This is a genomic window from Propionicimonas sp., from assembly GCF_034927565.1.
Taxonomy (GTDB): domain Bacteria; phylum Actinomycetota; class Actinomycetes; order Propionibacteriales; family Propionibacteriaceae; genus Propionicimonas.
The window spans coordinates 89,771-115,077 of sequence record NZ_JAYFPT010000003.1 but is presented as its reverse complement, the minus strand read 5'-3'; the positions used below and the strand labels follow the sequence as shown (position 1 = coordinate 115,077).

23 protein-coding genes are annotated in these 25,307 nt (G+C 70.8%); 17 read left to right on the top strand and 6 right to left on the bottom strand.

The window, feature by feature from the left end; translation table 11 throughout:
- Window positions 1-45: 45 nt before the first annotated feature.
- Complete coding sequence (locus VB080_RS01200) at window positions 46-1,026, bottom strand: DUF559 domain-containing protein (RefSeq protein ID WP_323416586.1); 981 nt, start codon at window positions 1,024-1,026, stop codon at window positions 46-48.
- Window positions 1,027-1,571: 545 nt separating this feature from the next.
- On the opposite strand from VB080_RS01200, the gene VB080_RS01195 reads away from it, so the two are divergent.
- The gene (locus VB080_RS01195) at window positions 1,572-2,198 is read left to right on the top strand and encodes a DUF2461 domain-containing protein (protein WP_323416585.1); all 627 of its coding nucleotides are present in this window, start codon (window positions 1,572-1,574) and stop codon (window positions 2,196-2,198) included.
- A 28-nt stretch (window positions 2,199-2,226) separates the two neighbouring features.
- Here the strand turns inward: VB080_RS01195 and VB080_RS01190 are convergent, their stop codons facing one another.
- Window positions 2,227-2,703, bottom strand: a complete 477-nt coding sequence (locus tag VB080_RS01190) for a YbaK/EbsC family protein (protein ID WP_323416584.1) — start codon at window positions 2,701-2,703, stop codon at window positions 2,227-2,229.
- A 206-nt stretch (window positions 2,704-2,909) separates the two neighbouring features.
- Here VB080_RS01190 and rnhA point away from each other — a divergent pair, with 206 nt between their 5' ends.
- Window positions 2,910-3,389, top strand: coding sequence for a ribonuclease HI (rnhA, locus tag VB080_RS01185; RefSeq protein WP_323416583.1), 480 nt, complete (start codon window positions 2,910-2,912; stop codon window positions 3,387-3,389).
- A 19-nt stretch (window positions 3,390-3,408) separates the two neighbouring features.
- Here rnhA and VB080_RS01180 read toward each other — a convergent pair whose 3' ends face one another.
- Window positions 3,409-4,038: a helix-turn-helix domain-containing protein gene (locus tag VB080_RS01180; protein ID WP_323416582.1), complete on the bottom strand. Its 630-nt coding sequence runs from the start codon at window positions 4,036-4,038 to the stop codon at window positions 3,409-3,411.
- A 281-nt stretch (window positions 4,039-4,319) separates the two neighbouring features.
- On the opposite strand from VB080_RS01180, the gene VB080_RS01175 reads away from it, so the two are divergent.
- The 7 genes from VB080_RS01175 to VB080_RS01145 all read left to right on the top strand — a co-directional run bounded on the left by VB080_RS01175 (window position 4,320) and on the right by VB080_RS01145 (window position 10,950).
- Window positions 4,320-7,241, top strand: coding sequence for a Na+/H+ antiporter subunit A (locus tag VB080_RS01175; RefSeq protein WP_323416581.1), 2,922 nt, complete (start codon window positions 4,320-4,322; stop codon window positions 7,239-7,241).
- A complete protein-coding gene (locus VB080_RS01170; protein ID WP_323416580.1) occupies window positions 7,238-7,666 on the top strand; it encodes a Na(+)/H(+) antiporter subunit C in 429 nt (142 codons plus the stop codon). The genes VB080_RS01175 and VB080_RS01170 overlap by 4 nt, the downstream gene beginning before the upstream one ends.
- Window positions 7,663-9,186, top strand: a complete 1,524-nt coding sequence (locus tag VB080_RS01165; RefSeq protein ID WP_323416579.1) for a Na+/H+ antiporter subunit D — start codon at window positions 7,663-7,665, stop codon at window positions 9,184-9,186. Before VB080_RS01170 ends, VB080_RS01165 begins: the two co-directional genes overlap by 4 nt.
- On the top strand, window positions 9,186-9,752 hold the full coding sequence (locus VB080_RS01160; RefSeq protein ID WP_323416578.1) for a Na+/H+ antiporter subunit E: 567 nt from the start codon (window positions 9,186-9,188) through the stop codon (window positions 9,750-9,752). Before VB080_RS01165 ends, VB080_RS01160 begins: the two co-directional genes overlap by 1 nt.
- On the top strand, window positions 9,749-10,066 hold the full coding sequence (locus tag VB080_RS01155) for a monovalent cation/H+ antiporter complex subunit F (RefSeq protein ID WP_323416577.1): 318 nt from the start codon (window positions 9,749-9,751) through the stop codon (window positions 10,064-10,066). The genes VB080_RS01160 and VB080_RS01155 overlap by 4 nt, the downstream gene beginning before the upstream one ends.
- Window positions 10,056-10,451, top strand: coding sequence for a monovalent cation/H(+) antiporter subunit G (gene mnhG, locus VB080_RS01150; RefSeq protein ID WP_323416576.1), 396 nt, complete (start codon window positions 10,056-10,058; stop codon window positions 10,449-10,451). The genes VB080_RS01155 and mnhG overlap by 11 nt, the downstream gene beginning before the upstream one ends.
- Before the next feature lie 118 nt (window positions 10,452-10,569).
- Window positions 10,570-10,950, top strand: coding sequence for a DUF3040 domain-containing protein (locus VB080_RS01145; RefSeq protein ID WP_323416575.1), 381 nt, complete (start codon window positions 10,570-10,572; stop codon window positions 10,948-10,950).
- A 45-nt stretch (window positions 10,951-10,995) separates the two neighbouring features.
- Here VB080_RS01145 and VB080_RS01140 read toward each other — a convergent pair whose 3' ends face one another.
- From VB080_RS01140 to VB080_RS01130, 3 genes are read right to left on the bottom strand one after another with little or no spacing between them, the layout of a single operon-like run.
- On the bottom strand, window positions 10,996-13,158 hold the full coding sequence (locus tag VB080_RS01140) for a DUF3488 and transglutaminase-like domain-containing protein (protein ID WP_323416574.1): 2,163 nt from the start codon (window positions 13,156-13,158) through the stop codon (window positions 10,996-10,998).
- On the bottom strand, window positions 13,155-14,402 hold the full coding sequence (locus VB080_RS01135; protein WP_323416573.1) for a DUF58 domain-containing protein: 1,248 nt from the start codon (window positions 14,400-14,402) through the stop codon (window positions 13,155-13,157). Before VB080_RS01135 ends, VB080_RS01140 begins: the two co-directional genes overlap by 4 nt.
- A gap of 4 nt (window positions 14,403-14,406) precedes the next feature.
- Window positions 14,407-15,375, bottom strand: coding sequence for a MoxR family ATPase (locus VB080_RS01130; protein WP_323416572.1), 969 nt, complete (start codon window positions 15,373-15,375; stop codon window positions 14,407-14,409).
- A gap of 149 nt (window positions 15,376-15,524) precedes the next feature.
- Here VB080_RS01130 and mraZ point away from each other — a divergent pair, with 149 nt between their 5' ends.
- The 8 genes from mraZ to murD all read left to right on the top strand — a co-directional run bounded on the left by mraZ (window position 15,525) and on the right by murD (window position 25,242).
- A complete protein-coding gene (mraZ, locus tag VB080_RS01125) occupies window positions 15,525-15,953 on the top strand; it encodes a division/cell wall cluster transcriptional repressor MraZ (protein ID WP_323416571.1) in 429 nt (142 codons plus the stop codon).
- Window positions 15,954-16,094: 141 nt separating this feature from the next.
- The gene (gene rsmH / locus VB080_RS01120; protein ID WP_323416570.1) at window positions 16,095-17,066 is read left to right on the top strand and encodes a 16S rRNA (cytosine(1402)-N(4))-methyltransferase RsmH; all 972 of its coding nucleotides are present in this window, start codon (window positions 16,095-16,097) and stop codon (window positions 17,064-17,066) included.
- On the top strand, window positions 17,063-17,677 hold the full coding sequence (locus tag VB080_RS01115; RefSeq protein ID WP_323416569.1) for a hypothetical protein: 615 nt from the start codon (window positions 17,063-17,065) through the stop codon (window positions 17,675-17,677). Before rsmH ends, VB080_RS01115 begins: the two co-directional genes overlap by 4 nt.
- Window positions 17,674-19,749 (top strand): penicillin-binding protein 2, encoded by a 2,076-nt coding sequence (locus VB080_RS01110; protein WP_323416568.1) that lies wholly within the window; start codon window positions 17,674-17,676, stop codon window positions 19,747-19,749. The genes VB080_RS01115 and VB080_RS01110 overlap by 4 nt, the downstream gene beginning before the upstream one ends.
- 10 nt (window positions 19,750-19,759) lie before the next feature.
- Window positions 19,760-21,289, top strand: coding sequence for a UDP-N-acetylmuramoyl-L-alanyl-D-glutamate--2,6-diaminopimelate ligase (locus tag VB080_RS01105; protein ID WP_416339572.1), 1,530 nt, complete (start codon window positions 19,760-19,762; stop codon window positions 21,287-21,289).
- 1 nt (window position 21,290) lies between these two features.
- Window positions 21,291-22,700: a UDP-N-acetylmuramoyl-tripeptide--D-alanyl-D-alanine ligase gene (locus tag VB080_RS01100; RefSeq protein ID WP_416339575.1), complete on the top strand. Its 1,410-nt coding sequence runs from the start codon at window positions 21,291-21,293 to the stop codon at window positions 22,698-22,700.
- A complete protein-coding gene (gene mraY, locus VB080_RS01095) occupies window positions 22,697-23,764 on the top strand; it encodes a phospho-N-acetylmuramoyl-pentapeptide-transferase (RefSeq protein WP_323416565.1) in 1,068 nt (355 codons plus the stop codon). The genes VB080_RS01100 and mraY overlap by 4 nt, the downstream gene beginning before the upstream one ends.
- Window positions 23,746-25,242, top strand: a complete 1,497-nt coding sequence (gene murD, locus VB080_RS01090) for a UDP-N-acetylmuramoyl-L-alanine--D-glutamate ligase (RefSeq protein WP_323416564.1) — start codon at window positions 23,746-23,748, stop codon at window positions 25,240-25,242. The genes mraY and murD overlap by 19 nt, the downstream gene beginning before the upstream one ends.
- Window positions 25,243-25,307: the final 65 nt, after the last annotated feature.

The window sequence follows — 25,307 nt, the reverse complement described above, 5'->3', positions numbered from 1 at the left end:
CGGCTGATCTGTCCAGCCCGCGGATGGGACCGCAGCCAGCCCTCTTCACAACCGGCCGGATGGTCCACTCCACAGCAGGGCACGTTCGATGCGTGCCATCACGATGGCTGGCTTCCAGATGATCTCCCTACCCAACCAGCGGACGAACCGGAAGCCGAGGTCACGCAGGATCTGCTCGCGCTCCTTCTCTGCGAGCATGATCTCGCCGGAGCGGTATTTCTCGGCGCCGTCGGCCTCCCCGATGAGTCTCTCCGCCCGCCACAGGAAGTCGGGATAGAAACTGCCCCTGGCTGTCACCAGCCGCGGCTGGCATTCCGGTATTGGCAGGCCGGCGAGCCGGAGATGCCCCATGCTGAGGGATTCGATCGGGGTCTCGCATCGCGGATCGCACTGCGCGATCGCGGTCATCAGCCCGGGGGCCCGCTGTTCACCAACGGCGTCGACCAGGGTCGTCCGGGCCGCACCCGCCAGGCGCGGATTGGCGTAGTCCGCACGACGGGGATTCGCGGTGAGAGAACCCACCAATTGACGTGCCGCGGCATCCAGCAGCACCAGCGACTGCGGCAGATCGCGACGTCGTGCGAGGTCCACAGCTGTTCGGGCGACCGTGGTGACGGCGTAGCCGTCGGGGTCGTGGGTCACCTGGTGGGTGGGCAGCCGATCTGTCCGGTGAACGATCACGCCAGCGGTGTGGTGGTGGCTGGCGGACAGGGGAGCGGTCAACTCCACCGGACCGTCCTGCCATGCGGCGAAGTCGGGCGACGGCAACCCCCAGATCACCGCCGCCGTGGTGTGGCTCAGCACGCCGGCGGGCTGGGTCACCAGGGCCGCGTGGCCACGCAGGAGATGTTGCCCTGCCGGGTCGTCCGGCCATCGGGTGGCATCCAAGTACACCCCCGGTCGCAGCCGCAGGAGTGCACCGTTTCGAAGCTGGGTCTCGATCATCGCCCGGGTGACTCCGAGCGGCTGGAGCTGGGCGCGGCTGGCGGGCTGTTGCGGGAGCGGCCAGGGTCTTGGAGTTCGCATCATCCGAGGGTGGTCCACCTGGGCGGCTGCCGACCCGGTCTGGTCGCCAGCCGACAACAATCGGACAACACCTGTGCGGGGCTTGACCGATCGGGCGGCAGGAGCCGCGGGGTTTGCACTGAGCGTCGGGCAACCTGGACGAATCTGTTGGTTCTCGGCTGCGTAGCCGTGGGTTCTTGCTCTGGCTGGACCGATCTGCCGGCAATCGCGTCGAAATGCCCGCTCAATACCGGCAACCGGGTCCAGCTCTGGAGCTCGCCACCTGGAAAGCAGCACGAAAACCCGCAGCACTGTCCAATCCACGTGTTACCCGTCCTCGGCGGCCGAACCACCGTGCTTGACGGGGTTCGTGGCGAGGCGGCGAGCCAGGGTGGCTCACGACCGGTGGGTGGGAGGCCGAGAACCGGGGTTCGTGCGGTAAACCGGGGGGGGCCGAGGACCGGTGCGCGCCTCGACGGCGCGAGCCAGTGGATCACCGCGCGGCGGGCTGCAGGGCGACCCCCGTCCTGGTGCGGGCCGGGTGGTGTGGCGTCTACGCTCGGCGCATGACCTTTTCCGGGTTCTCGCCGGCAGCGCTGGAGTTCTACGACCACCTCGAGGTGGAGAACACCAGGGAGTTCTGGGAGGCGCACCGGGAGGTCTACGAGTCCGCCGTGCGGCAGCCGATGCAGGAACTGGTCGACGACCTCGCCGCCGAGTTCGGCACCGCCAAGCTGTTTCGTCCCTACCGTGACCTGCGGTTCAGCCGGGACAAGACCCCGTTCAAGACCCATCAGGGTGGGTTCGTCGCGACCGGGGAGGCGACCGGCTACTACGTGGAGCTGTCCGGGGACGGCGTGCTGGTCGCTGCCGGCGCCTACCACCTCGCCGGGGAGCGACTGGCCCGGATCCGTCGCTCCATTGACGTCGAGCACTCGGGCGTGGCGCTGCAGAAGACGGTGAAATCCTTGGCCAGGAAGGGATTGCTGCTGGGCGGTGACATGCTCAAGACCTGCCCGCGCGGCTTCAGCGCCGACCATCCGCGGATCGACCTGCTGCGGCACCGGACACTCACGGTCAGCCGGAACTACGGGACGGCGGAACTCGTCCACAGCCCCGAGCTGGTCGCTGCGGTCCGCGACGACTGGCGTGCGGCCGCACCGCTGCTGGCCTGGCTGGAACGGCACGGCTGAGCCGGGCCAACAGCACCGGAGCCGTCCGTCAGCCCGCGTCGGCGGGAGGTTCCGCCACGGCGGCGACGACCGGACGGGCGGCCATCCGCAGGAGGTCCGCAGCCGCCACCTCGAGGGTGGCCTCGGGGCTGCCGCCACCGCAGTACACCCTTCCCATCGCCGGGACGCTCGCGTCCAGCACCAGGATGACGTCCCCAGCGTCGCAGACCGGGCTCACCCCGCCCGGTTCCATGCCGAGCGCGGCCAGCCGCTCGGCTGCCGCCGGCCGGAGTTGCGCGCGGGAAACGCCCAGGGCCTGCGCGATCGCGCCGTACTTCACCCGCCAGGGGCCCGGCACGCCGACCAGCACGAGCGTCCCGTCCGCGAGCTCGAAGGCGAGGGTCTTGACCGAGGTGGACTGGTCCAGTCCGGTGAGGTGCAGGTCGGCCTCGCTGCGCACCGCCGCGTGGCTGTGGACGCTGAACTCCACGCCCGCCGCGGCCAGCGCCTGTTGCGGACTGGTCATCGCACACCTCCGGTGAGTCGGAACCTCGCCGCCACCGCCGGCGGTGGACGGTCAGTCGGAGCATCACCGCCAAACCGTCGCTGGTCAGGCTATTCCGGGGGTGGCCGGAGCGCGACCGGGGTGTCCACCGACGGCGATCCCGCCGCTGAAATCCAGCCCGTGCCCACGAACCGGGCAGGGGTGGCCGAACCGCTAGCATTCCGCGCGTGACACCAGGGATCCCGAGCATCGACGCGCCGAGTGGGCGTTCCGGCGTGCTGATCTACACCGACGGTGCGTGCAAGGGCAATCCGGGCCCGGGGGGCTGGGGAGTGTGGCTGCGCAGCGGCGACCATACCCGCGAGCTGTTCGGCGGCGACGAACTCACCACCAACCAGCGGATGGAACTCACTGCTGCGATCGAGGCGTTGCGGGTGCTCAACCGTCCCTGCGACGTGGTGCTGTACAGCGACAGCCGCTACCTGATCGACGGCATCACGAAGTGGATCCACGGCTGGAAGAAGAACGGCTGGAAGAACACCGCCAAACAGCCGGTGAAGAACGACGACCTGTGGCGGACGCTGGACGAGGTGGCAGCGCGGCACCGGATCGACTGGCGGTGGGTGAAGGGTCACGCCGGGGACGAGGGGAACGAGCGTGCGGACACGCTCGCCAACCAGGGGGTCGCCCAGGCGATGGAGTCCTGAGGCGGACGCTCCGGGGCGGTCAGCGCGGCGGTACCGTCCAGAAGCTGGCGGCCGCCTCCATGCTCTTGTCCACCTGGGGCTGAGGGGAGGGCAGCGTGAGCCGGCGCTCGCTGCGCAGCGACCGCAGTACCAGGGCGATCGCGCGCTCGTGGTTGGACGGTCCCACGCTGGTCCGGGCGGCCGCGACCGCGCCGTCGATCATCGCGATCGACAGATAGACGTCGTCCACGGTGACGTCGGGCCGAACGGCTCCCTCTCGTAACGCCACGTCCAGGGCGCCGGCGAACAGCGCCCTGGTCCGGCCCAGGACGGCATGGAACAGTTCGGGCGTCTCGCGACCCCCGCGCACCACACTGCGCAGCCCGGGAATGCGGATCTGCAGTTCGCTGATCTCCACCATCAGGTGCTCGAGCAGATCCTCACCGGTGTGGGCGGCGGCGAACTCCTCCAGTGCGGTGAGCCGGCGCTCCATCAGCGCCGCCACCAGGGCCGCACGGTTGGGGAAGTGTCGGTACAGCGTGCCTCGGCCCACCTCGGCCCGGCTCGCCACGAGTTCCAGGGGAGCTTCGACGCCCTGTTCACGGAAGATCTCGGTTGCCGCCGCGAGGATCCGGATCCGATTGCGCTGTGCGTCCCGCCGCTGCTTCACAGGGGCAGCCTAGCGAGCCTCCGCGGTGCCGGGGCGCCGGTCGCCAGGCGAACCGACCTGCTGTGGTGACGAGGGGACGTCCGCTGGTCCTGCCACGCCGGTAGCCGGTGGACGGCCGGGCCGGCGACCAGCGGAATGGTGTTCTGCCGGATGGATCGCCCGGTAGGGTAGGCGCCTGAGGATCGTCGGGGCTTCGGCTCCCGGGCACCGTTGACGACGTCGCCGTTCGGCGAACGCCTGGGCTCCTGCGCTCCACCGGAACATGGTCGAGGGGAGTGCGGGTGCTGAGTACGCTGGTCGGGGCTCACCTCGTTCTGGCTGTCCTCACGCCGTTACTCACTCGCTGGCTCGGGCAGCGGGTCTTCTGGCTGGTGGCGGTGGTACCTGCGGTGAGCTTCGGCTGGCTGGTCAGTCTCGCACCGCTCGTCCTGTCCGGTGGCACCCTCGACGAAGCCCACCAGTGGATTCCCGGCCTCGGCGTGATGCTGTCCTTCCACCTCGGCCTGGTGCAGTGGGTGGTCGGCCTGATCGTGACCGGCATCGGCGCGCTGGTGCTGCTCTACTGCCGCTGGTACTTCGCCGCCGACCCGCCCCAGGCCCGCCCGGCAGCCCTGCTGACCGCGTTCGCCGGTGCGATGCTCGGACTGGTGACGTCCGACGACCTGGTTGTGCTCTATGTCTTCTGGGAGCTGACCACCGTCTTCTCCTACCTGCTGATCGCCCACGACCCCACCCGCCGGGCCAACCGTTCGGCCGCACTGACCGCTTTGATCGTCACCACCACCGGTGGTCTGGCCATGCTGGTGGGAATCCTGCTGCTCGGGCAGGCATCCGGCACCCACAGTCTGCAGGCGATCCTGGCGGATCCGCCCACCGGGACCGCGCTGACCGTCTCCGCACTGCTGATCCTGGTCGGCGCGCTGAGCAAGTCCGCGTTGGTGCCGTTCCACTTCTGGCTGCCGGGCGCGATGGCTGCGCCCACCCCGGTCTCGGCCTACCTGCACGCCGCCGCCATGGTGAAGGCGGGGGTCTACCTGGTGGCGGTCCTGGCGCCGATCCTCGCCGGCGTCCCGGGCTGGCGTCCCGCGATCTGGGTGCTGGGGGCGCTCACTCTCTTCCTCGGCGGCTGGCGGGCGCTGCGGCAGGACGACCTGAAGCTGCTGCTGGCCTACGGCACGGTCAGCCAGCTCGGTTTCCTGATGCTGCTGCTGGGTACCGGGACGAAGGCCGCCGCTCTGGGCGGGCTCGCCATGGTCATCGCCCACGCGGCCTTCAAGGCGACCCTGTTCCTGGTGGTCGGGGTGGTGGACCACTCCGCCGGTACCCGCCTGATCAGCCAGCTCAGCGGCCTGGGACGCAAACTGCCGGTCACCGCGGTCGTCGCCGCACTGGCCGGCGCATCGATGGCCGGGCTGCCGCCGACCCTCGGTTTCGTGGCCAAGGAGGCCGGCCTGGAGGGTATCGCCAACCTGGCGCTCACCGGCGACGGAACCGGCATGACGCCACTGCCGGGCTGGCTCCTGCTGGCGACAGTGGTGGTCGGGTCGGCGCTCACCCTGGCCTACACACTGCGGTTCTGGTGGGGTGCCTTCGCCACGAAGCCGGCGGTGCCGGCGGCCGAACTTCGCCATCCGCCGGCGCCCGCCTTCGTCGCCGTCCCGGCCCTGCTGGGCCTGGTCAGCCTGGCCGGTGGCTTCGTCGCCGGACCGCTCGGCCATGCCCTGCAGCCGTACGCGGACAGCCTGCCGACCGGTGAACCCGGGCACGGCATGGCGCTGCTGGCGGGCTGGTCCCCGGCGCTGGCCGCGTCCCTGGTGGCGATCGCCCTGGGCGTGGTGCTGTTCTGGCAGCGTGACCGGATCGCACGGGTGCAGCAGACCTTCCCGTCGGTGATGGAGGCGGGCGAGTTCTACCGGCTGACCATGCGGCGGCTGGACCGGCTGGCAGTCGAGGTGACCGACCGCACCCAGCGGGGCTCGCTGGCCTACTACGTGGGCACGATCCTGCTGACGATGACCTCGCTGCTCTTCGCCGCGCTGGCCACCGTGCCGGTCTGGCCGGACGTCTACCTCGCCGACAGCTGGGCCCAGGTAGCCGTCGGCGCGGTGATGGTGGTGGCCGCCTTCCTGGTCGCCGGCTCGCGGGGCCGACTGCGCGCCGTGGTGCTGCTGGGCGTGACCGGCTACGGCACGGCGCTGCTGTTCCTCATCCACGGCGCGCCCGACCTGGCGCTCACCCAGATGCTGGTCGAGACCGTCTCGTTGCTGGTCTTCCTGCTGGTGCTGCGCAAACTACCGAAGTTCTTCACCGAGCGGCCGTTGCAGTCGGTGCGCTGGTGGCGGGTGCTGATCTCCGCCGGCAGCGGCCTGGCAGTCACCCTGCTGGCGATTCTCGCCCTCGGCTCCCGGGTGGCCGACCCGGTCTCGGAGACCTTCCCCGAGTACGCCACGTCGTACGGCTACGGCAACAACATCGTCAACGTTGTCCTGGTCGACACCCGTGCCTGGGACACGATCGGCGAGATCTCGGTGCTCAGCATCGCCGCCACCGGGGTCGCCAGCCTGATCTTCCTGCGCTCCCGGTCGGGACGGATCCGGCGGGCACCGCAGGCGCCCGAAGGCAAGCTGGAAGGCTGGCTGCGGGGGAGCCGGACCATTCCTCGAGCCGCCCGGTCACTGATGTTCGAGGTGGTCACCCGGCTGCTGTTCGGGGTGATGATCGTGGTCTCGCTCTACCTGCTGCTGGCCGGTCACAACCTGCCCGGCGGCGGCTTTGTCGGCGGGCTGCTCGCCGGCATCGCGCTGCTGATCCGCTACCTCGCGGCCGGTCAGCAGGAACTGGACGAGGCACTCCCCGTCCCCGCCGGCGTGCTGCTGGGCGTGGGGCTGGCGCTCTCGGTGGCGACCGCGCTGCTCCCGCTGGCCTTCGGCGGGGTGATCTTCCAGAGCTACGAACTCCATCTGGCAGTGCCGGGCTGGGAGCAGGTGACCACCAGCTTCGGAACCTGGACGCTGCTGGGTGACATCCACCTGGTCTCGTCCACGGCTTTCGACATCGGCGTCTACCTGGTGGTGGTCGGCATGATGCTCGACCTGGGACGCAGCCTCGGCGGCGGGATCGACACCCACGAACGCGCGCAGCTGACCCCGACGCCGGAACCGGAATCGACCCGGGCCCTGCCCGGAGTGAGGTGGCTGAAATGAGCGCCAACCTCACCCTGGCGATCGTCGCCGGCGTCCTGGTCGCCACCGGGCTCTACCTGATTACCGAACGCTCGCTGAGCAGGATCCTGGTGGGCGTGGTCCTGGCCAGCAACGGGGTCAACATCTTCTTCCTGATCGCCTCCGGCCCGGCCGGCGGCGCCCCGATCCTCGGCGTGACCGAACCGGACGCGATGAGCGATCCGCTGCCGCAGGCGATGGTGCTGACCGCCATCGTGATCACGCTGAGCGTGGCGGCCTTCGTGATGACGATGGCCTACCGCAGCTTCCAGATCAACGGTCACGATGAGGTGCAGGACGACGTCGAGGACACCCGGATCCGTGCTCTGGCCGAAGCCGACCAGGCGTCCGCCTCCTTCGAGGACATCCAGTTCAGCGACACCGGAGAGGATGTGGTCAGCGAATGAACAACCTGCTGGCCGTCCCGGTGCTGCTGTGTCTGCTGGGGGCGGCGATCACCTTCATCGCCGGACGGGTGCCCTGGCTGCAACGTGCGGTCTCGATCACCGCCGTCGCGGGAGTCTCGGCGGTGGCTGGCCTGCTGGTCTGGCTCAGCGACAACCAGACCCTGGTGCTGTGGGTGGGGGGCTGGCCGCGTCCGCTCGGGATCGTCCTGGTCGCCGACCGGCTGGCGGCGATCATGCTGCTGGTCGCCTCGCTGGTCTCGCTGGGCGTGCTGATCTACTCGGCCGGACAGGACGCCGACGAGTTGCAGCGCGAGACCCCGGTGTCGATCTTCCACCCGACCTTCCTGCTGCTGGTCGCCGGGGTGTCGAACGCCTTCCTGGCCGGTGACCTGTTCAACCTCTTCGTCAGTTTCGAGTTGCTGCTGTTCGCCTCCTATGTGCTGATCACCATGGGTGGCACCCGCGACAGGATCCGGGCCGGGTCGGTCTACGTGGTGGTCAACCTGGTCAGCTCCGCGCTCTTCCTGATCGCGCTGGCCAGCATCTACGCCGCCACCGGGACGGTGAACCTGGCCCAGCTGTCGGTGCGGCTCGCCGAGCTTCCCGACCCCGTGCAACTCGGCCTGCACCTGCTGTTGCTGACGGTGTTCTCGATCAAGGCCGCGGTGTTCCCGCTCTCGGCCTGGTTGCCGCACTCCTACCCGACCGCTCCCGCTCCGGTGACGGCGGTCTTCGCCGGCCTGCTCACCAAGGTGGGGGTGTACGCGATCATCCGGACGCAGACCCTGCTCTTCCCTGACCAACCGCTCACCGTGCTCGCCGGCCTGGCCGGCCTGGCCACGATGCTGGTCGGCATTCTGGGCGCCGTGGCACAGTCCGAACTCAAACGGTTGTTGTCGTTCACCCTGGTCAGCCACATCGGCTACATGATCTTCGGGATCTCCCTGGCTTCACCCCAGGGCTATGCCGGGGCGATCTTCTACGCCGCCCACCACATCACCATCCAGGCCACCCTGTTCCTGGTCGCCGGACTGGTGGAACGGGTCGGCAACTCGACCTCGCTGGAGAAGCTCGGCGGGCTGGCAAAGGCGGCACCGCTGCTGGCCCTGTTGTTCTTCATCCCGGCGGTCAACCTCGCCGGGATCCCGCCCTTCTCCGGGTTCATCGCCAAGCTCGCCCTGCTGCAGGCCGGCATCCAGGACGGCTCTCCGATGGCCTGGGCGCTGGTGGCCGGTGGCGTGGTGACCTCGCTGCTCACCTTGTACGCGATGGCGAAGGTATGGGCCCGGGCCTTCTGGGGTGAGGTGCCCGAGCGGGTGGCCCACCGGTTCGACCGCTACGACGCCGATCCGGAGTCGTCGGCGCTGCCCGCACGGATGCTCGGCCCGACCATCGGCCTGGGTGTGCTGGCGCTGGTGTTCACCGTCGCTGCCGGACCGATGTACGACTTCGTGGCCCGGGCGGCCGGCGGGCTGTTCGACGGCAGCTACGCGCTGCTCGTGCTGGGAGGTGTGGGCTGATGAGCCGGCCGAGTCTCCGGCTGCGCTGGCGGTTCCAGGGCCGGGCAGTGGTGCTGCTCGCCGCGGTGTGGGTGCTGCTGTGGGGCGAGCCGTCGCTGCTCAACATCCTGTACGGGCTGGTGCTGGGCTGGTTGGTGACGGTGGTGTTCTGGCTGCCGCCGATCCGCTACTACGGCGAGATCCGGCTCGGTGGGGTGCTGCTGCTCGTGCTGACACAGTTGCGCGACCTGGCGGTGGCCTCCTTCCAGTTGGCGGCCACGGCCTTTCGTCCGCGGATCACCCTGCGTTCCGGGATCGTCAAGGTGCGGCTCCACACCAACAGCGACCTGTTCCAGGTGGCCGTCGCCGTGCTGATCTCGATCGTGCCCGGCACCCTGGTGGTGGACTCGGTGAGGCGTCCGCGACTGCTCTATCTGCACGTCTTCGACCTCCCGGACGCTGGCGCGGTGAAGCGGCAACGGGCGCACGCCCTGGCGATCGAGGCCCGGCTGATCCGCGCCTTCGGCAGTGCCGACGACCGCAGGGCCCTGGCCCAGCGGACCGGGCAGGAAGCGGGCAGGCCATGACAGTGGCGTTGTGGATCGCGGCGGCATCGCTGTTCGCAGCCGCCTGGCTGGTGCTCTACCGGATGGTCAGGGGGCCGACGCCACTGGATCGCATCGTCGCCGCCGATGTGATGGTGGCGATCATGATCGCCGGGGTGGGGATCTACACGGTGGTGGCCGGCAACGCCACTGGGCTGCCGATCCTGCTCGCGCTTTCCCTGGTCGGCTTCACCGGCTCGGTGGGAGTGGCCCGGCTGATCGCGTCGAGCAGATCGGTCCGCCGGGCCTTCGACCGGCGGCAGGCGATGGACGCGGAGGACACCGATGACAGCTGAGCAGATCCTCGACCTGGCCGGCGCGGTGGTGCTGGCGCTGGGCTGCCTGTTCTGCCTCGCCGCCGCAGTCGGCCTGGTGCGCTTCCCGGACGTGCTGACCCGGATGCACGGCGCCACCAAACCGCAGGTGTTCGGGCTGATCCTGGTGCTCACCGGGGTGACCTTGAGCCTGCGGGACGGCCGGGTGTTCGCCTTCCTCTCCCTGGCGGTCCTGATGCAGGTGCTGACCGCGCCGGTCTCCGGGCACCTGGTCTCGCGTACCGCCCATCGCAACGGAGACTGGGACGCGGAGCATGCGGTGGTCGACGACCTGGCCCGGGATATCGCCGCCGAGGTGGCGATCTCGGTCCCGCCGCCGGAGCCGGAACCAGAGGATCGGGGCTGAGAACGGTGACGGGGTGGAAGTGCGGAGTGGTCAGCCGGGGCCGTTTTGTTCCCTAACATTGGTCGCGCACCTAGACTGAGGGTGTACTTCGTCCAGCCAGTGACCCAGGAGGCGTGACATGGCCCTCTCGGAGGACGAGCAGAGGCTCTTGGAGCAGATGGAGGCCGCCCTGGCGGCCGAGGACCCGAAGCTCGCGAACGCGCTTCGGGGCACCAGCACGCGACGCGTGCACCGTCGACGTGCGGCGCTGGCAGGACTCGCCTTCCTGATCGGGGTGCTGGCGCTGATCGGCGGGATGGAGATCAACCCGCTGGTGAGCATCGCAGGCTTCGTCATCATGCTGGTCGCCACCGTGGTGGCGGTCAGTTCGTGGCAGTACGTCGGACGGGATCCCGACGGCCAGCCGGCCAACCCGGGCAAGCCCGGCGGGCGCCCCGAACGCGATTTCATGGATCGGATGGAAGAGCGCTGGCGCCACAACCAGGACGACGGCTTCTGACTCCCTGCCGCTTCTGACTCCTGCCGCCCGCTACCGGATCGCCCACTACCGGATCGTCGGCTGCTCCGGATCGGCTCGATCTGCTCCGGTTGACCGGTGCAGCCAGGCCGCTGGCTGGATCACCGACCGCGGCAGCAGCCGCCACCAGCCACGTCCGGTCCGGTTCTCCCGCAGCGCGGCTGCCACCGCGCGAGCCTGCCCGGCGGGATCAGTGACCTGCGCCGGCTCCGGGGCGAACCGCGCCTGCTCGACCGCCCAGGCGAGCGCCTGCGCCGATTCACGTGCCTGGGCTCCCAGCACACCGGAGAGTTCCGCGGCCGTCTGACGCGGCGTCCCGGCCGGCCAGACCAGCCCGGAGTCGAGCACGGTGTCGCGCAGTTCGTCCCAGGCGTCCTCGGCCATGGTGGCCGGGTTGCGATCGGGCCGCAGCCGGCGCCACCGCCGCCAGGAGCGCAGCGCGAGCGGGCAGAGCGCCACCACTGCTGCCAGCCCGATGCCGCCAGCGACCCAGCCCAGCGATGCGGTCCAGCGGGAGCCGGAGGCAGTGTTCTCCGGCGCCGGGTCGGAGGTCGGCTGGTTCGGCGCCCGGGTGGAGGTCGGGACCGACGGCTCCGGCCCGGTGGTGCTGGCGTCGGGTGTCGGCGGCGGCGAGGCGTTCGCCGCCCCGGTGGGGGTCGGGTCGAAGGCGACCCAGCCGAGCCCGTCGAGATAGACCTCGGTCCAGGCGTGCATCTGCCGGACGCTGACCTCGAAGCTGTTGTTGCCGGTGCTCTCGCCCGGCAGGAAGCCGATCACCATCCGGGAGGGGATCCCCAGCACCCGGGCCAGAATGGCCATCGAGCCGGAGAACTGCTCGCAGTAGCCGGAGCGGCTGTTGAGCAGGAAGTCGGAGACGGTGTCGAGGGTCGAACCCGAGACCGCGGTGGTGGTGTAGCTGAAGGCGTCCGAGCGCAGCCAGGTCAGCAGCGCCAGCACCCGCTCGCCGTCGGTGGTCGCGTCCTGGGTGATCGTCGTGGCGAGTTCGCGCACCTGGGGGTCGAGTTCCGCCGGTAGGTCGAGGGTGAGCCCGTTGTCGCCGGGGTCACCGGCGCCGGCAGCGGCGATCTCCTGCTGGCCGGGCTGGAAGTCGAGGACGGTGGCGGAATAGGCCAGGTTGCGGGTCGCGCGCTTGCGGTCGGCGTCCACCGAGACCACCGAGAGGGTGCGCGGGTCGTAGCGCCAGTCGCCGTCCGCCTCCCAGGAACCGGGCACCCAGGGCAGCGGCAGGTACTCGCTGCCGAAGTCGTCGACCTGCACCCGGATCGACACCGGCTGGACAGCCCGCAGCCGCGGATCCGGTGGCGGCGTCCCGGGCATCAGGTCGGTGGCGACCAGGTGGAAGCCGGTGCTGTCGAAGGCCGACAGCGCGGTCAGCCGCAGGTAGCGGCCGTGGCCGTCGGCGGCGGAGTAGCGGATCACCACCTTGTTGCTGTTCGCCCGGATGTTCCGGACCAGATCCTGGCTGGGATCACCCAGCTGGATCGTCCCCGGTCCCACGCCCGAGCCGATCCAGGCGGTGCCGCGCTCGGGGATGGTGGTGGAGATCAGGCCGGTGCCCAGCCCGGCGATCAGCGCGGCCACGGTCGCGGTCAGGAACACGCCCCGGCGCAGGCCGGTTGACGGCGCCGGCTTCTCCGCCCGCTCGAGGTGCGCGCCGAAGGTGCTGGTCGCCAGCACCAGCAGATAGCCGGCGGCCACCAGTACGAACAGCAGCGGACTGGCCTCCTCGGGGAGCACCATCGCCGGGACCAGGTAGGGGATCACCAGTACGGGGAAGACCCAGCCCGGCCGCTCCAGGCCGACCGTGATCGACTCTGCCACCAGGAAGAGCAGCCACAGCACGAACGAGCTGATCAGGCTGAACCCCTCGTGCGCGGCCATCGGCGCCACGCTGATCCGGACGAACTCGCCGGTCCCGGCCATCAGGTCGGCCAGATTGTCCCAGCCGATCCAGAACAGCAGCAGAACCCCGGGGAGCACCAGCAGCAGGCGGATCGCGCCCTCAGCGAGCCGCAGCCGGCGTGCGACGATGCCGATGACGGCACTGCCGCCGATCAGCAGGGCAGTGAGCAGCAGGTAGTCACGGTCCTCGGTGAGCGGCAGCAGGCAGCCGGCGGTGAGCAACGTCGCCACAGCTGTTGCCAGGGTCATCCGGTTCGGGTTGCTCATCCGGCCGATTCCTCGCCGAGCCGTGCCCAGGCCTGGGCGACGCTGGTCTTCTCCGGCACCTGCAGGCAGCGCCAGCCCGCGGCCTCCAGGACCCGGGTGGCATCCGGGCTGATCCAGCCCGGGGACGGCACCAGCGCCCAGCAACTACGGTGATCGCGGCGGGCCTGGGCCAGGACCGGCACATCCTCGTAGTTGAGCCGGCCGAGCAGGGCGATCAACAGCTGGCCGCGCACCCCCGTCGGGGCGGCCGACAGCGCCTGGGAGAGCGTGCCGGTCTGGCTCAGCTCGGTGCTCGCGAGCCGGCGCAGGATGCCGCGGGCGCCCAGCAGGGCGCGCTCGGCGGGGTCGTCGCCCTTCGCGTCGGTATCGGTCAGGGCGACCGAGAACCCGTTGCCGAGCAGATGGACGCTGATCGACCCGGCGGCCGACACCAGCCACTCGAACCTCCGCTCGGGCAGATCGTGGGAGTAGGCCGCCGCCCGGTTGTCCAGCAGGACGACCGCGCTCGGATCCCAGGCCCGCTCCTCGCGGCGCACCATCAGCTCGCCGGTCCGGGCAGTGGAGCGCCAGTGGATCCGGCGGACGTCGTCACCGGGCTGGTACTCCCGGATCAGCACGTCGTCGGAGCCGACCAGGCTGGTCTTGAGCAGGGTGGAGTCGGTCGACGTCCCCACTCCGGAGGCGTCCCGCAGCGGGGCGAGCGGCTCGGTCACCGGTAGCGCGAGCACCTCGGCAGTGCCGGACAGTACCCGGCTGGCCCTGGCCAGGCCGAGCCCGTCGGTCAGCGTGCGGCGCAGCGGGCCCAGGGTGTGCCGGCCGCGCCACGCCGGGCTCAGCACCAGGTTGAACCGGTGGGTTCCGCGACCGGCTCCCAACGGGAACGAGGCGACTGCCCTGCCCAGGACGGCTGCCGGCTTCTCGTCGACGTACTCGGCGGCGGCCCCGAGGGTGAGGCCGCGCGAGGTCACCCGCAGCCGGTCGACCACCGGCTCCCCGGTGACCACCTCCAGCGGGGTCACCGTCCGGACCAGGCGGGGCCGCCCGCCGCCGGCGGCGAGCACGGCCCAGCTGGCCAGCGGCAGGAGGGTGAGGAACAGGCCCGGCCAGAACAGGTCGCGCTGCCCCATCAGCCAGGCGACCACGCACCAGGCGAACCCACCGGCCAGCATCACCCAGCCGCGCAGGGTCAGGCCTGGGGTCCCGGGAAGCCCGGCCCGGTGGAGCAGGCCCTGCAGCCAGGACAAGGTGCTAGCTCCGGCGCTGCGGCAGCGGCACCTCCGCGATCGCGTTCGCGATCACGTCGGCCACGCTGCGGCGGCCCAGTTGGGCCTCGTGGCTGAGCAGGATGCGGTGGGCGAGGGTAGGCACCGCCAGCGCCTGGATGTCGTCCGGGGTCACGTAATTGCGGCCGTCGATGGCGGCCTGGGCGCGGGCGGCGCGCATCAACTGCAGGCTGGCCCGGGGGGAGGCGCCGAGCCGGACGTCGCTGATCGCCCGGGTGTGCGCGACGATCCCGACCAGGTAGTCCTTGACCGCCTGGTGGACGAAGACCCTGCGGACGGTGGCGATGCAGGTGTTCACGGTCTCGGCGTCGGTCACCGGGGTGAGGTGTTCCAGCGGTTCGGCCTCGCCGTGGTGGTCGAGCATGGCCACCTCGGCCTCGGCGCTGGGGTAGCCCATGTCGAGCCGCAGGCCGAAGCGGTCGCGCTGGGCCTCGGGGAGCGGGTAGGTGCCCTCCATCTCGATCGGATTCTGGGTGGCCACCACGACGAACGGACGGGGGAGCGGGTGCGTGGTGCCGTCCACTGTCACCCGGCGTTCCTCCATCGCCTCCAGCAGTGCCGACTGTGTCTTGGGCGAGGCCCGGTTGATCTCGTCGGCGATCACCACATTGGCGAACACGCCGCCCGGCTTGAACTCGAAGTCGCGGGAGTGCTGGTTGAACACCGACACGCCGGTGATGTCGCTCGGCAACAGATCGGGAGTGAACTGGATCCGGCTGGATGTGGCCGAGATCGAGCGGGCCAGGGCCCGGGCCAGCATGGTCTTGCCGACCCCGGGCACGTCCTCGATCAGCAGGTGTGCCTCCGCCAGCAGCGCGGTGATGGCGAGGCGGATGGCCTCGTCCTTGCCGTCGATCACCCGCGCGACCGATTCCCGGATTGCCTGTGCCGTCTGCTGGACGGCCTGGACCTCGGCAGCAGCTGCGACCTCCACGCTGACCCCTCTCAGATAGGCCTCGCCCTAACAGTACGTGACCGTACCCAGCAGGGAAGCCGTGGGGAAAGTGGTGGAGATGCTTGCCATCAGTGGAGGGTTGTGGAGTACTGTGGTGGAAAGTGGAGCGATCCGGAGGGAGGGATGCCATGTTTCTCGGCACCTTCACCCCCAAGCTCGACGACAAGGGACGGTTCTTCCTGCCGGCCAAGTTCCGTGAACAGCTCAACGAGGGTCTGGTGATCACCCGGGCACAGGACAGGTGCCTGGCGATCTGGGAGCCCGAGCGGTTCGCCGAGGAGGTCCAGAAGGCGGCGACCGGCCCGTCAACGGTTCAGCGGGTCCGGGCCTACCAGCGGATGGTCTCCTCGGGCGCGTCGGACGACACACCCGATGGCCAGGGCCGGGTCACGATTCCGCAGTCGCTGCGGGAGTACGCGGGCCTGACCAAGGAGATCGTCGTGATCGGGGCGTACAACCGCCTCGAGGTGTGGGACGCGGCGACCTGGGCGGAGTACTCCGCCGCAGCAGAAGAGGAGTTCGCCTCCCTGGACGAGGAGCTCTTCCCGGCGGGGTGACCCGTGGGAGACGTCACCGGCTCGTGCGGTGCGGCTCCAGCCCGATGGGCGTCCCCTGGCGCACCTTCCCCGGTGCCAGGTGGCCCCTCGGACTGGAACCGGATCGTCACGAGCCGGTCGAGGCAAGGAGACACAGGCGAGATGGTGGTGCCGGAGCAGGTAGTCGAGCCCAGCCACGTGCCGGTGCTGCGCGACCGCATCGTCGACCTGCTCGCCCCGTCCCTGGCCCAGCCCGGCTCGGTCTACCTCGACTGCACCCTCGGTCTGGGCGGGCACGCGTCCGCGGTGCTGGCCCGTTGCCCGAACGCCCGGCTGGTGGGCATCGACCGTGACCCGGCCGCGCTGGCGGTGGCGGGCCGCCGGCTCGCCACCTTCGGCAACCGGGTCCATCTCTACCAGGCCGTCTACCACGAGCTGGCCGAGGTGCTGGCCGAGGACGGCACCAGGTCAGTGCAGGCGATCTGCATGGACCTGGGCCTCTCCTCGCTGCAGATCGACGACCGGGAACGCGGCTTCGCCTATGCCGTCGACGCCCCGCTCGACATGCGGATGGACAGCGGTCAGGACCTGACCGCCGAGACCCTGGTGAACACCGCCGCCCCCGGCGAGCTGGTGCGGATCCTGCGCGAGTACGGGGACGAGAAGTTCGCCGACCGGATCGTCCGCCGGGTGGTCGAGGCACGTGCGAAAGCCCCGATCCGCACCTCGGCCGACCTGGTCGCCCTGGTCGATCAGGCCATCCCGATGGCGGCCCGCACCCGTTCGGGGCATCCCGCCAAGCGCACCTTCCAGGCCCTGCGGATCGCCGTCAACGCCGAACTGACCTCACTCGCCGCGGCGCTGCCCGCGGCGCTGGACGCGCTCGCCCCCGGCGGCCGGCTCGCCGTCCTGGCTTACCACTCCGGCGAGGACCGGCTGGTCAAGCGCGCCTTCGCCGAGGCCAGCAGCGACCACGTGCCGCCAGGCCTCCCGGCAGTGCCGGCCGCCCTCCAGGCCCGCTTCGCCCTGCTCACCCGCGGGGCGGAGCGTCCAACTCCGTCCGAAACCGCCGCCAACCCGCGCGCTGCCGCCGCCCGGCTGCGCGCCATCGAGCACAAGGAAGACGCCGCATGACAGCGCTGCTCTCTCCCCGTCAGGCACCCGACCGCCCGACCCGTCCGGACCTCACGCCGGTGCCGGCACCACGGCGGCAGCTCGGCATGGGCGGGTTTGTCGTCGCGATGGCACTGGTGCTCGCCGTGGGCATGGTGGGCGTGCTGGTGCTGACCACCGTGTTGCAGGGCCAGGCCTTCGAGGTGGAGCGCAGGCAGGCCGAGGCCAGGTCGCTGTCGAACCGGGTGTCGGACCTGGAAGCGCAGCTGGCCCAGGCCGAGTCGATCCAGAACCTCGGCGTGAAGGCGCAGAAGCTGGGGATGCGGCCGAACACCTATCCGGTGCAGCTGCGGCTGCCGGACGGCACGGTGGTCGGCAAGCCGACCCGGGTGGTCGGCGGCGAGGTGCCCAGCGTGCGCTATGTGACGCCCCAGCAGGCGGCCAAGGAACTCCAGCAGCGGCATGAGGCCGAAGCGAAGAAGAAGGCCGAGGCAGAAGCCAAGAAGAAGGCGGCGGCCGAGGCGAAGGCGAAGAAGAAGGCCGAGGCGGAGGCGAAGAAGAAGGCGGCAGAAGCGGCGAGCCAGGCGGAGGCGACGCAGCAGCCCGCGAAGTCGGCGGGGGAGCGACAGTGAGCAAGCCGCTCGACAGGTTCTTCTACGGCAACTCCGGCGCAACCGCGGCGAAGAAACAGTCTGCCGGGCACGGTGCCACCGGGCGGACCGCCCGTACGCCGAAACCGGACGGCGAGGACGTGCTCTGGTCCGCGCCCGGTGATTCCACCGCCGGGTCGTCCCGCACTCGTACGAACCCGGGCCGCGGCCGGGGGCCTGGCCACGAACGGGCCCGCTCCTCGGCACCGCGCTCCCCCCGGACGCCCAGGCCGGCCAAGCCCGCACGGCCGGCAGCTCCCCGTCCCTGGCGCCGGCTGCCGGTTGCCTCGTCGGTGAAACGGCTCCGGGCGATGCTGATCGCGGTCGCCGTGGTGTTCTCGCTGGCTGCCGGCCGGGCGGTGCAGGTCCAGGCGATCGACGCCGACGCGGTCGCGGCCGAGGCCGCCGAGCAGATCACCGTCGCCCATGTGTTGCCCGCCTTCCGGGGCCAGATCACCGACCGCAACGGCGAGGTGCTGGCCTACACCGAGGACACCGTCACGGTGGTCGCCGACCCCGAGATGATCCGGACCAACGGCAAGTTCGACGACCCGATGAACGCCCGCGACACCGAGGTGGCGGCCACCGCGGCGCAGCAGATCGCCGACCTGCTGGTCAGCTATGCCGGCGGCAGTGCTGCCGACTACCTCGGCAGGCTCACCAAGCCCGGCAGCAAGTACTCGGTGGTGGCCCGGAACGTCTCCGCGGCGGCCTACGGCGAGCTGATCAGCGCGATGAACGAGGCCGGGCTGATCGGCATCCACCGGGAGAGCGCCCCCACCCGGCGCTACCCGAACGGCACCGTGGCGTCGAACGTGGTCGGGTTCGTGAACGCCGAGGGGGTCGGCTCCGGCGGGCTGGAACTGGCGCTCGACAAGACCCTGAAGGGGATCGATGGCGAGGAGGCCTACGAGACCTCGCCGAACGGGAAGATCCCGCTCGGCACCAGCGTGCTGACCCCGGCGCGCAACGGTCAGGACTACCAGCTCACCCTCGACCTCGGCCTGCAGTGGGAGGTCGAGCAGGTGCTGGCCGACCGGGTGCGCAAGGCCGAGGCCAACTCCGGCGTCGTGGTGGTGATGAACGTCAAGACCGGCGAGATCCTCGCGCTGGCCAACTTCCCCAGCTACGACCCCAATGACTACGGCTCGTACAACACCAAGGATCTGGGCAACCGGGCGATCACCGACGTCTACACCCCCGGCAGCGTGCAGAAGACCCTCACCTTCGCCGCCATGCTGGACGCCGGCATTGTCCGGCCCGACGACATCGTGAAGGTGCCCGGCAAGGTCCGGTCCGGGGACAACTGGGTTGCCGACGCCTGGGCGCACGGCGAGCTGACCTACTACGCCCGCGGCGTGCTGGCCAAGTCGTCCAATGTCGGCACCATCCTGCTGGCCCGGCAGATGAAGAAGGCCGACCTGCAGCGCTATCTCACCTCCTTCGGGCTCGGTTCCAAGACCGGGGTCGGCCTGCCGGGCGAGTCGGCGGGCATCCTGCCTGGGCCGGACATGCCCGACTACTCTCGTGACGGCCTGGCCTTCGGCGGCAGCGCGGTGGCAGTGACGGCCGTCCAGGAGGCGGCCGCGGTGGCGGCGGTCACCAATGGTGGGGTCTACCACCAGCCGCGGATCATCGCCGCCAGCACCGATACCGAGGGTGCCGCGAAGGAGTTCCCGACCGCCGAACCCCGACGGGTGATCTCCGAGGAGGCCTCGAAGGAGGTGGTCTCGTTGATGGAGGCCATGGTGGTGAACAACTCCTCCGGGGTGTTCCCGGTGGACGGCTACCGCACCGGCGCCAAGACCGGCACCTCGCAGAAGCTCGACCCGAAGACCGGCCGTACGACCGGCCTGGTCACCTCGACCATCGGGGTGGGTCCGGTCGAGGATCCCCAGCTACTGGTGTACGTCGTGGTGGACAATCCCCGTCGCGGCGCCTCCGGCCAGAGTGTGGCCGGCCCCGCCTACCAGGACATCATGCAACTCGCGCTGGCCCGCTATGGTGTGGCACCGTCGACGTCCAAGCCCCCGAAGCTGCCGGTGGGGCCCTGACCAGGAAGCCATGATGCCCGAGCCGCCCGCCGCACCCCGTCCCCGAGGGACGGGGTGGCTGGCGTTGGCCTCGGTGCTCGATGTCGACTCGGCGGTGCGGATCAGCGGGGTCGGGCTGGACTCCCGCCGGATCGTCCCCGGCGACCTCTACGTCGCCCTGCCAGGGCAGGCCACTCACGGGGCACGGTTCGCCGCCGCGGCAGTGGCCGCCGGAGCGGTGGCGGTACTCACTGACGCCGAGGGGGCCGGGCTGGCCGGCGACCTCGGGGTACCGGTGCTGACGGTGCCCGACCCGCGCTCAAAGCTCGCCCGGGTGGCAGCAGCGGTCAACGGCTGGCCGGCTACGCAGCTGCTGATGCTGGGGGTGACCGGCACCACCGGGAAGACCAGCACCACCTTCCTGCTGGAGGCCGGCCTGGCTGCCGCCGGGAAGCTGACCGGGACGATCGGCACCATCGGCTTCCGGCTCGGCGGCGAGGAGCTGCCCGCCGTCCGGTCCACCATCACCACCCCGGAGGCACCCGACCTGCAGGCGCTGCTGGCGCTGCTGCGGGACCGGGGCGCCGACGCCGTGGCGATGGAGGTCTCCTCCCACGCCCTGGCGTTGCACCGGACCGACGCGATCACCTTCGACGTGGCCGGCTTCACCAACCTGGGACGTGACCACCTCGACTTCCACCACGACCAGGAGCAGTACTACCTCGCCAAGCGGCGACTGTTCACTGACGGTCGCTGCCGCCGCGCGGTGGTCAACACCGACGACGTCTGGGGCCGCCGGCTCGTCGACCGGTTGCGCACCGACGGCACCCCGTTCCGCACCACCGGCAGCACCCCGGATGCCGACTACCGGGTGACCAGCCGGGAGCCACTTGCCGACGGACGCACCCGGTTGAGGCTGGCGACCCCGTCCGGCGAGCACGCCTTCGTGCTCGGCCTGCTGGGGGAGTTCAACGTCCGCAATGCCCTGACCGCGGCGGCGATGCTGGACTGTGCCGGGGTGGAACTCGCGACCGCGCTGGCCGGGTTCGCCACCGCCTCCATCCCGGGCCGCATGCAGCGGGTGCCGCTGCCCGGTGACGCCCCGAATGTGGTGGTCGACTTCGCCCACACCCCCGAGTCGGTCGCGGCCGCGCTGGCGTCGCTGCCCGGCGGCCCGGTGACGGCAGTGCTGGGCTGCGGTGGCGACCGCGATCGGGCCAAGCGTGAGCCGATGGGAGAAGCGGCCGCCGGAGCCGCCCGGCTGGTGGTGGTCACCGATGACAACCCGCGCAGCGAGGATCCCGCCGCAATCCGGCAGGCGGTGCTGGCCGGCGCCCGCCGGGCGGCAGCCGAGACCGGCGCCGAGGTGCTGGACGGCGGTGACCGGCGCAGCGCGATCCGGATGGCGCTGCGCCGGACCGGCCCGGAACAGTGGGTGGCGATCCTCGGCAAGGGTCACGAACGCGGCCAGGACATCGGGGGTGTGGTCACCCCGTTCGACGACGTGGCGGTGGCGCAGCAGGAATGGGCGGCAATCAGGCAGGGTGGCGGGCATGGATGAGCTGACGGCGGCTGAGGTGGCCGCCTTGGCCGGAGCGGACCTGTGGGGAGACCCGGCGGCCGTCCTGGGCCCCGATGTGGTGATCGACTCCCGGGCTGCCGGGCCGGGCTCGATCTTCGTCGCGCTGCCCGGAGAGCATGCCGACGGCCACGACTACGCGCCCGCTGCTCTCGCCCGCGGCGCCGGTGCCGTGCTGGTGTCCCACCAGCTCGATCTCGACCTGCCGCAACTCGTGGTGCCCGACCCCCTCGCCGGGCTGACCGCTCTGGCCACCGGCCTGGTTGCGCGGGCGAGAGCCCGCGGGTTGCGCACCATCGCGCTCACCGGGTCCTCCGGCAAGACCAGCACCAAGGACCTGCTGGCGTCCGTCCTGGCCACGGTCGGTGCGGTGGTAGCGCCGGTGGGGTCGTTCAACAACGAGATCGGGGTACCGCTCACCGCCACCGGGGTCAACCGCACCACTGACTACCTGATTGCCGAGCTGGGTGCTCGGGGACAGGGACACATCCGGGCACTGTGCGCCGTCGTCCCCCCGGAGATCGGCCTGGTGCTCAACGTCGGCCATGCCCACCTGGGCGAGTTCGGATCGGTGGCGGGGATCGCCCAGGCCAAGGGCGAACTCGTCGAGGCCGTGCCCACCGGAGGCTGGGCTGTGCTGAACGCCGACGATCCCCTGGTGCTCGCCATGGCCGCGCGCACCAGCGCGCGGATCGCCACCTTCTCCGCGCTCGGCCGGCCGGAGGTCGGCGAACTCCGGGTCTGGGCGCAGGACGTGGTGGCCGGACCGCTGCAGCGCTACTCGTTCACCCTGCACACCGACGCTGCCAGCGCCCCGGTCAGCCTGCTGGTCACCGGCGCGCACCAGGTGGCCAATGCGCTGGCGGCGGCCGCCGTCGGCCTGGTCGCCGGGATGGCGGTCGGGCAGCTGGCGGCCGCGCTGGGCGCCGCCGCGCCGGCCTCGAAGTGGCGGATGGAGGTGCACCGCCGGCCCGACGGTGCGCTGGTGGTCAACGACGCCTACAACGCCAATCCCGACTCGATGCGGGCGGCCCTGACGACGCTGGCCGGGATGCGGCAGGACGGCGGCCGGCTGGTGGCGGTGCTGGGCGACATGCTCGAACTGGGGCCGGGCGCGGCGGCCGAGCACACCGCGGTCGGCGAACTGGCCGGCCGGCTGGGGATCGACGAGGTGATCGCCGTGGGCGGTTTCGCTGCCGACCTGGCCGCCGGGGCCCGGGCCGCCGATACCCGGGCGAGGGTGGTCGCCGACCGTGAGGAGGCCGGACGGGCAGCTGCCGGTCTGGTGTCGGCAGGCGATGTCGTTCTGGTCAAGGCGTCCCGAGGGCTAGCGTTGGAGACCGTGGCAGAACGACTGGTCGCGGCGACCCCGACGGAAGGCGTACAGGCATGAGGTCGATCCTGGTCGCCGGAGCGGTGGCGATGCTGGGCACGCTGCTCGGCACGCGGTACGCGATCCGGTTCCTGGTGAAGCAGGGCTACGGGCAGTTCATCCGCGACGACGGACCCACCACCCACCACACCAAGCGGGGCACGCCCACGATGGGCGGCACGGTGATCATCCTCAGCGTGCTGCTGGGCTATGCCGCCGCGCACCTGATCACGCTCAGCCCGGTGACCGCCAGCGGCATGCTGCTGATCGGCCTGTTCGCCAGCCTGGGTGTGGTGGGCCTGCTGGACGACTGGATGAAGATCTCGCACGCCCGTTCGCTCGGTCTGCACAGCTACGCCAAGCTCGGCCTGCAGACGCTGATCGCCGCCGGTTTCGGCATCCTGGTCTTCCAGTTCCCGAACGAGCGCGGGGTCACCCCGGCCAGCGCCTTCGTCTCCTTCCTGCGCGATCTGCAGTGGCTGCAACTCCCGATCTGGCTGGCGGTGATCTGGATCGTGCTGATCATCTCCAGCTGGTCGAACGCGGCGAACCTCACCGACGGCCTGGACGGGCTCTGCGCGGGCGCCGCGGCCATGGTCTTCGCCGCCTACGCGATCATCAACATCTGGCAGTACAACCAGTCCTGCGCGCAGCTGTCGGCCGGGCCGACCTGCTACGACGTCCGCGACCCGCTCGACCTGGCTGTGGTCTCGATCGCCCTAGCCGGTGCCTGCTTCGGCTTCCTGTGGTGGAATGCCAGCCCGGCGAAGATCTTCATGGGCGACACCGGCTCGCTGGCGATCGGCGGCGCTCTGGCCGGGCTGTCGATCATGACCCGCACCGAACTGCTGATGCTGCTGATCGGCGGGCTGTTCCTGATCATCACCATGTCGGTCGTGCTGCAGGTCGGCTGGTTCAAGCTCTCCGGCGGTAAACGGTTGTTCAAGATGGCGCCGCTGCAGCACCACTTCGAGTTGATGGGCTGGCGCGAAGTCACCATCACCATCCGGTTCTGGATCCTGTCGGGGCTGTTCGTGGCCTTCGGCCTGGGCACCTTCTACGCCGAATGGGTGATCGGTTCGTGAAGCCCTGGCTCGCCGCCGCCGACCGGCTCTCGCCCTGGCCGCAGGCACAGGTGGTGGTGGCGGGGCTGGGCAGCTCCGGTTTTGCCGCGGCCGACGGCCTGCTCGACCTCGGCGCGCGGGTGATCGTGCTGGACGACGCCGACACCGCTGGCAATCGGGAGAAGGCCACCCTGCTGGAGCACCTCGACGCGACCGTCCGGCTCGGCCCGGGTTCGACCGCGTCCCTGCCTGCCGAGGTCGACCTGGTGGTCACCTCGCCGGGCTGGCTGCCGTCCTCGCCGCTGCTGCACCAGGCAGCGCTGCGCGGGGTGCCGGTCTGGGGCGAGGTGGAACTCGCCTGGCGGATGAGCCGGCCCGACCGGATCGTGCCCTGGCTAGCGGTGACCGGAACGAACGGCAAGACCACCACCGTGGGCATGCTGGAGTCGATCCTGGCCGCCGCCGGACTGACCACCGCAGCGGTGGGCAATGTCGGGCGCCCGATCGTCGAGGCGGTGCTGGACGAGGTCAGCTACGACGTCCTGGCGGTTGAGTTGTCCAGCTTCCAATTGCACTGGACGAACTCGCTCTCGCTGCACTCCGCAGCCGTGCTCAACCTGGCTCCCGATCACCTGGAGTGGCACTCCGACAGGCAGGGCTGGCCGGGCGGCGTCACCGACCCGATGACGGCCTATGCCGCCGACAAGGCGCTGATCTACCAGCGCGCCCAGCACGCCTGCGTCTACAACGTGCAGGATCCGGCCACCGAGCAGATGGTGGTGGAGGCCGATGTGGTGGAGGGTGCCCGGGCGATCGGGTTCACCCTCGGCATCCCGGCCCCGTCCATGGTCGGTGTGGTGGACGAGCTGCTGGTGGACCGCGCCTTCATCCCGCAGCGGCGGGACTCGGCGGTGGAACTGGCCAAGGTCGCCGACGTGGTGCCGAACGCCCCCCACAACATCGCCAACGCGCTGGCTGCCGCCGCGCTCGCCCGCTCCTTCGGGGTGCCGCCGCAGGCCGTCAGCCAGGGGCTGCGGAACCTCACCCTGGGCGGCCACCGGATCCAGCAGGTGGCCGAGATCGGCGGCGTCCGGTTCATCGACGACTCCAAGGCGACCAACCCGCACGCCGCCGCCGCCTCGCTGGCCGCCTTCGACTCGGTGGTCTGGGTGGCCGGGGGCCAGGCCAAGGGAACCAGCTTCGACGACCTGGTGCTGCGGTTCCGCGACCGGCTCCAGGCGGTGGCGCTGCTGGGCGTCGACCGGCAGGTGATCGCTGACGCCCTGGCCCGACACGCGCCGGAGATCCCGGTGTTCGTCACCGATTGCACCGATGATGGGGCAATGCAGCAGGTGGTGGACTGGGCGGCTTCCCGGGCGGTGCCCGGCGATGTAGTCCTGCTCGCCCCCGGCTGCGCCTCCCGGGACATGTACCTCGACTATGCCGCCCGTGGCGATGCCTTCGCCGCCGCCGTGACGGCCTGGGGCAGGTCCGCATGACGTCCAACCGAGCCGAGTTCGCGCGTTCGTCCGGCCCCACCGGGGTCGTGGCGGGCGCGACCAGG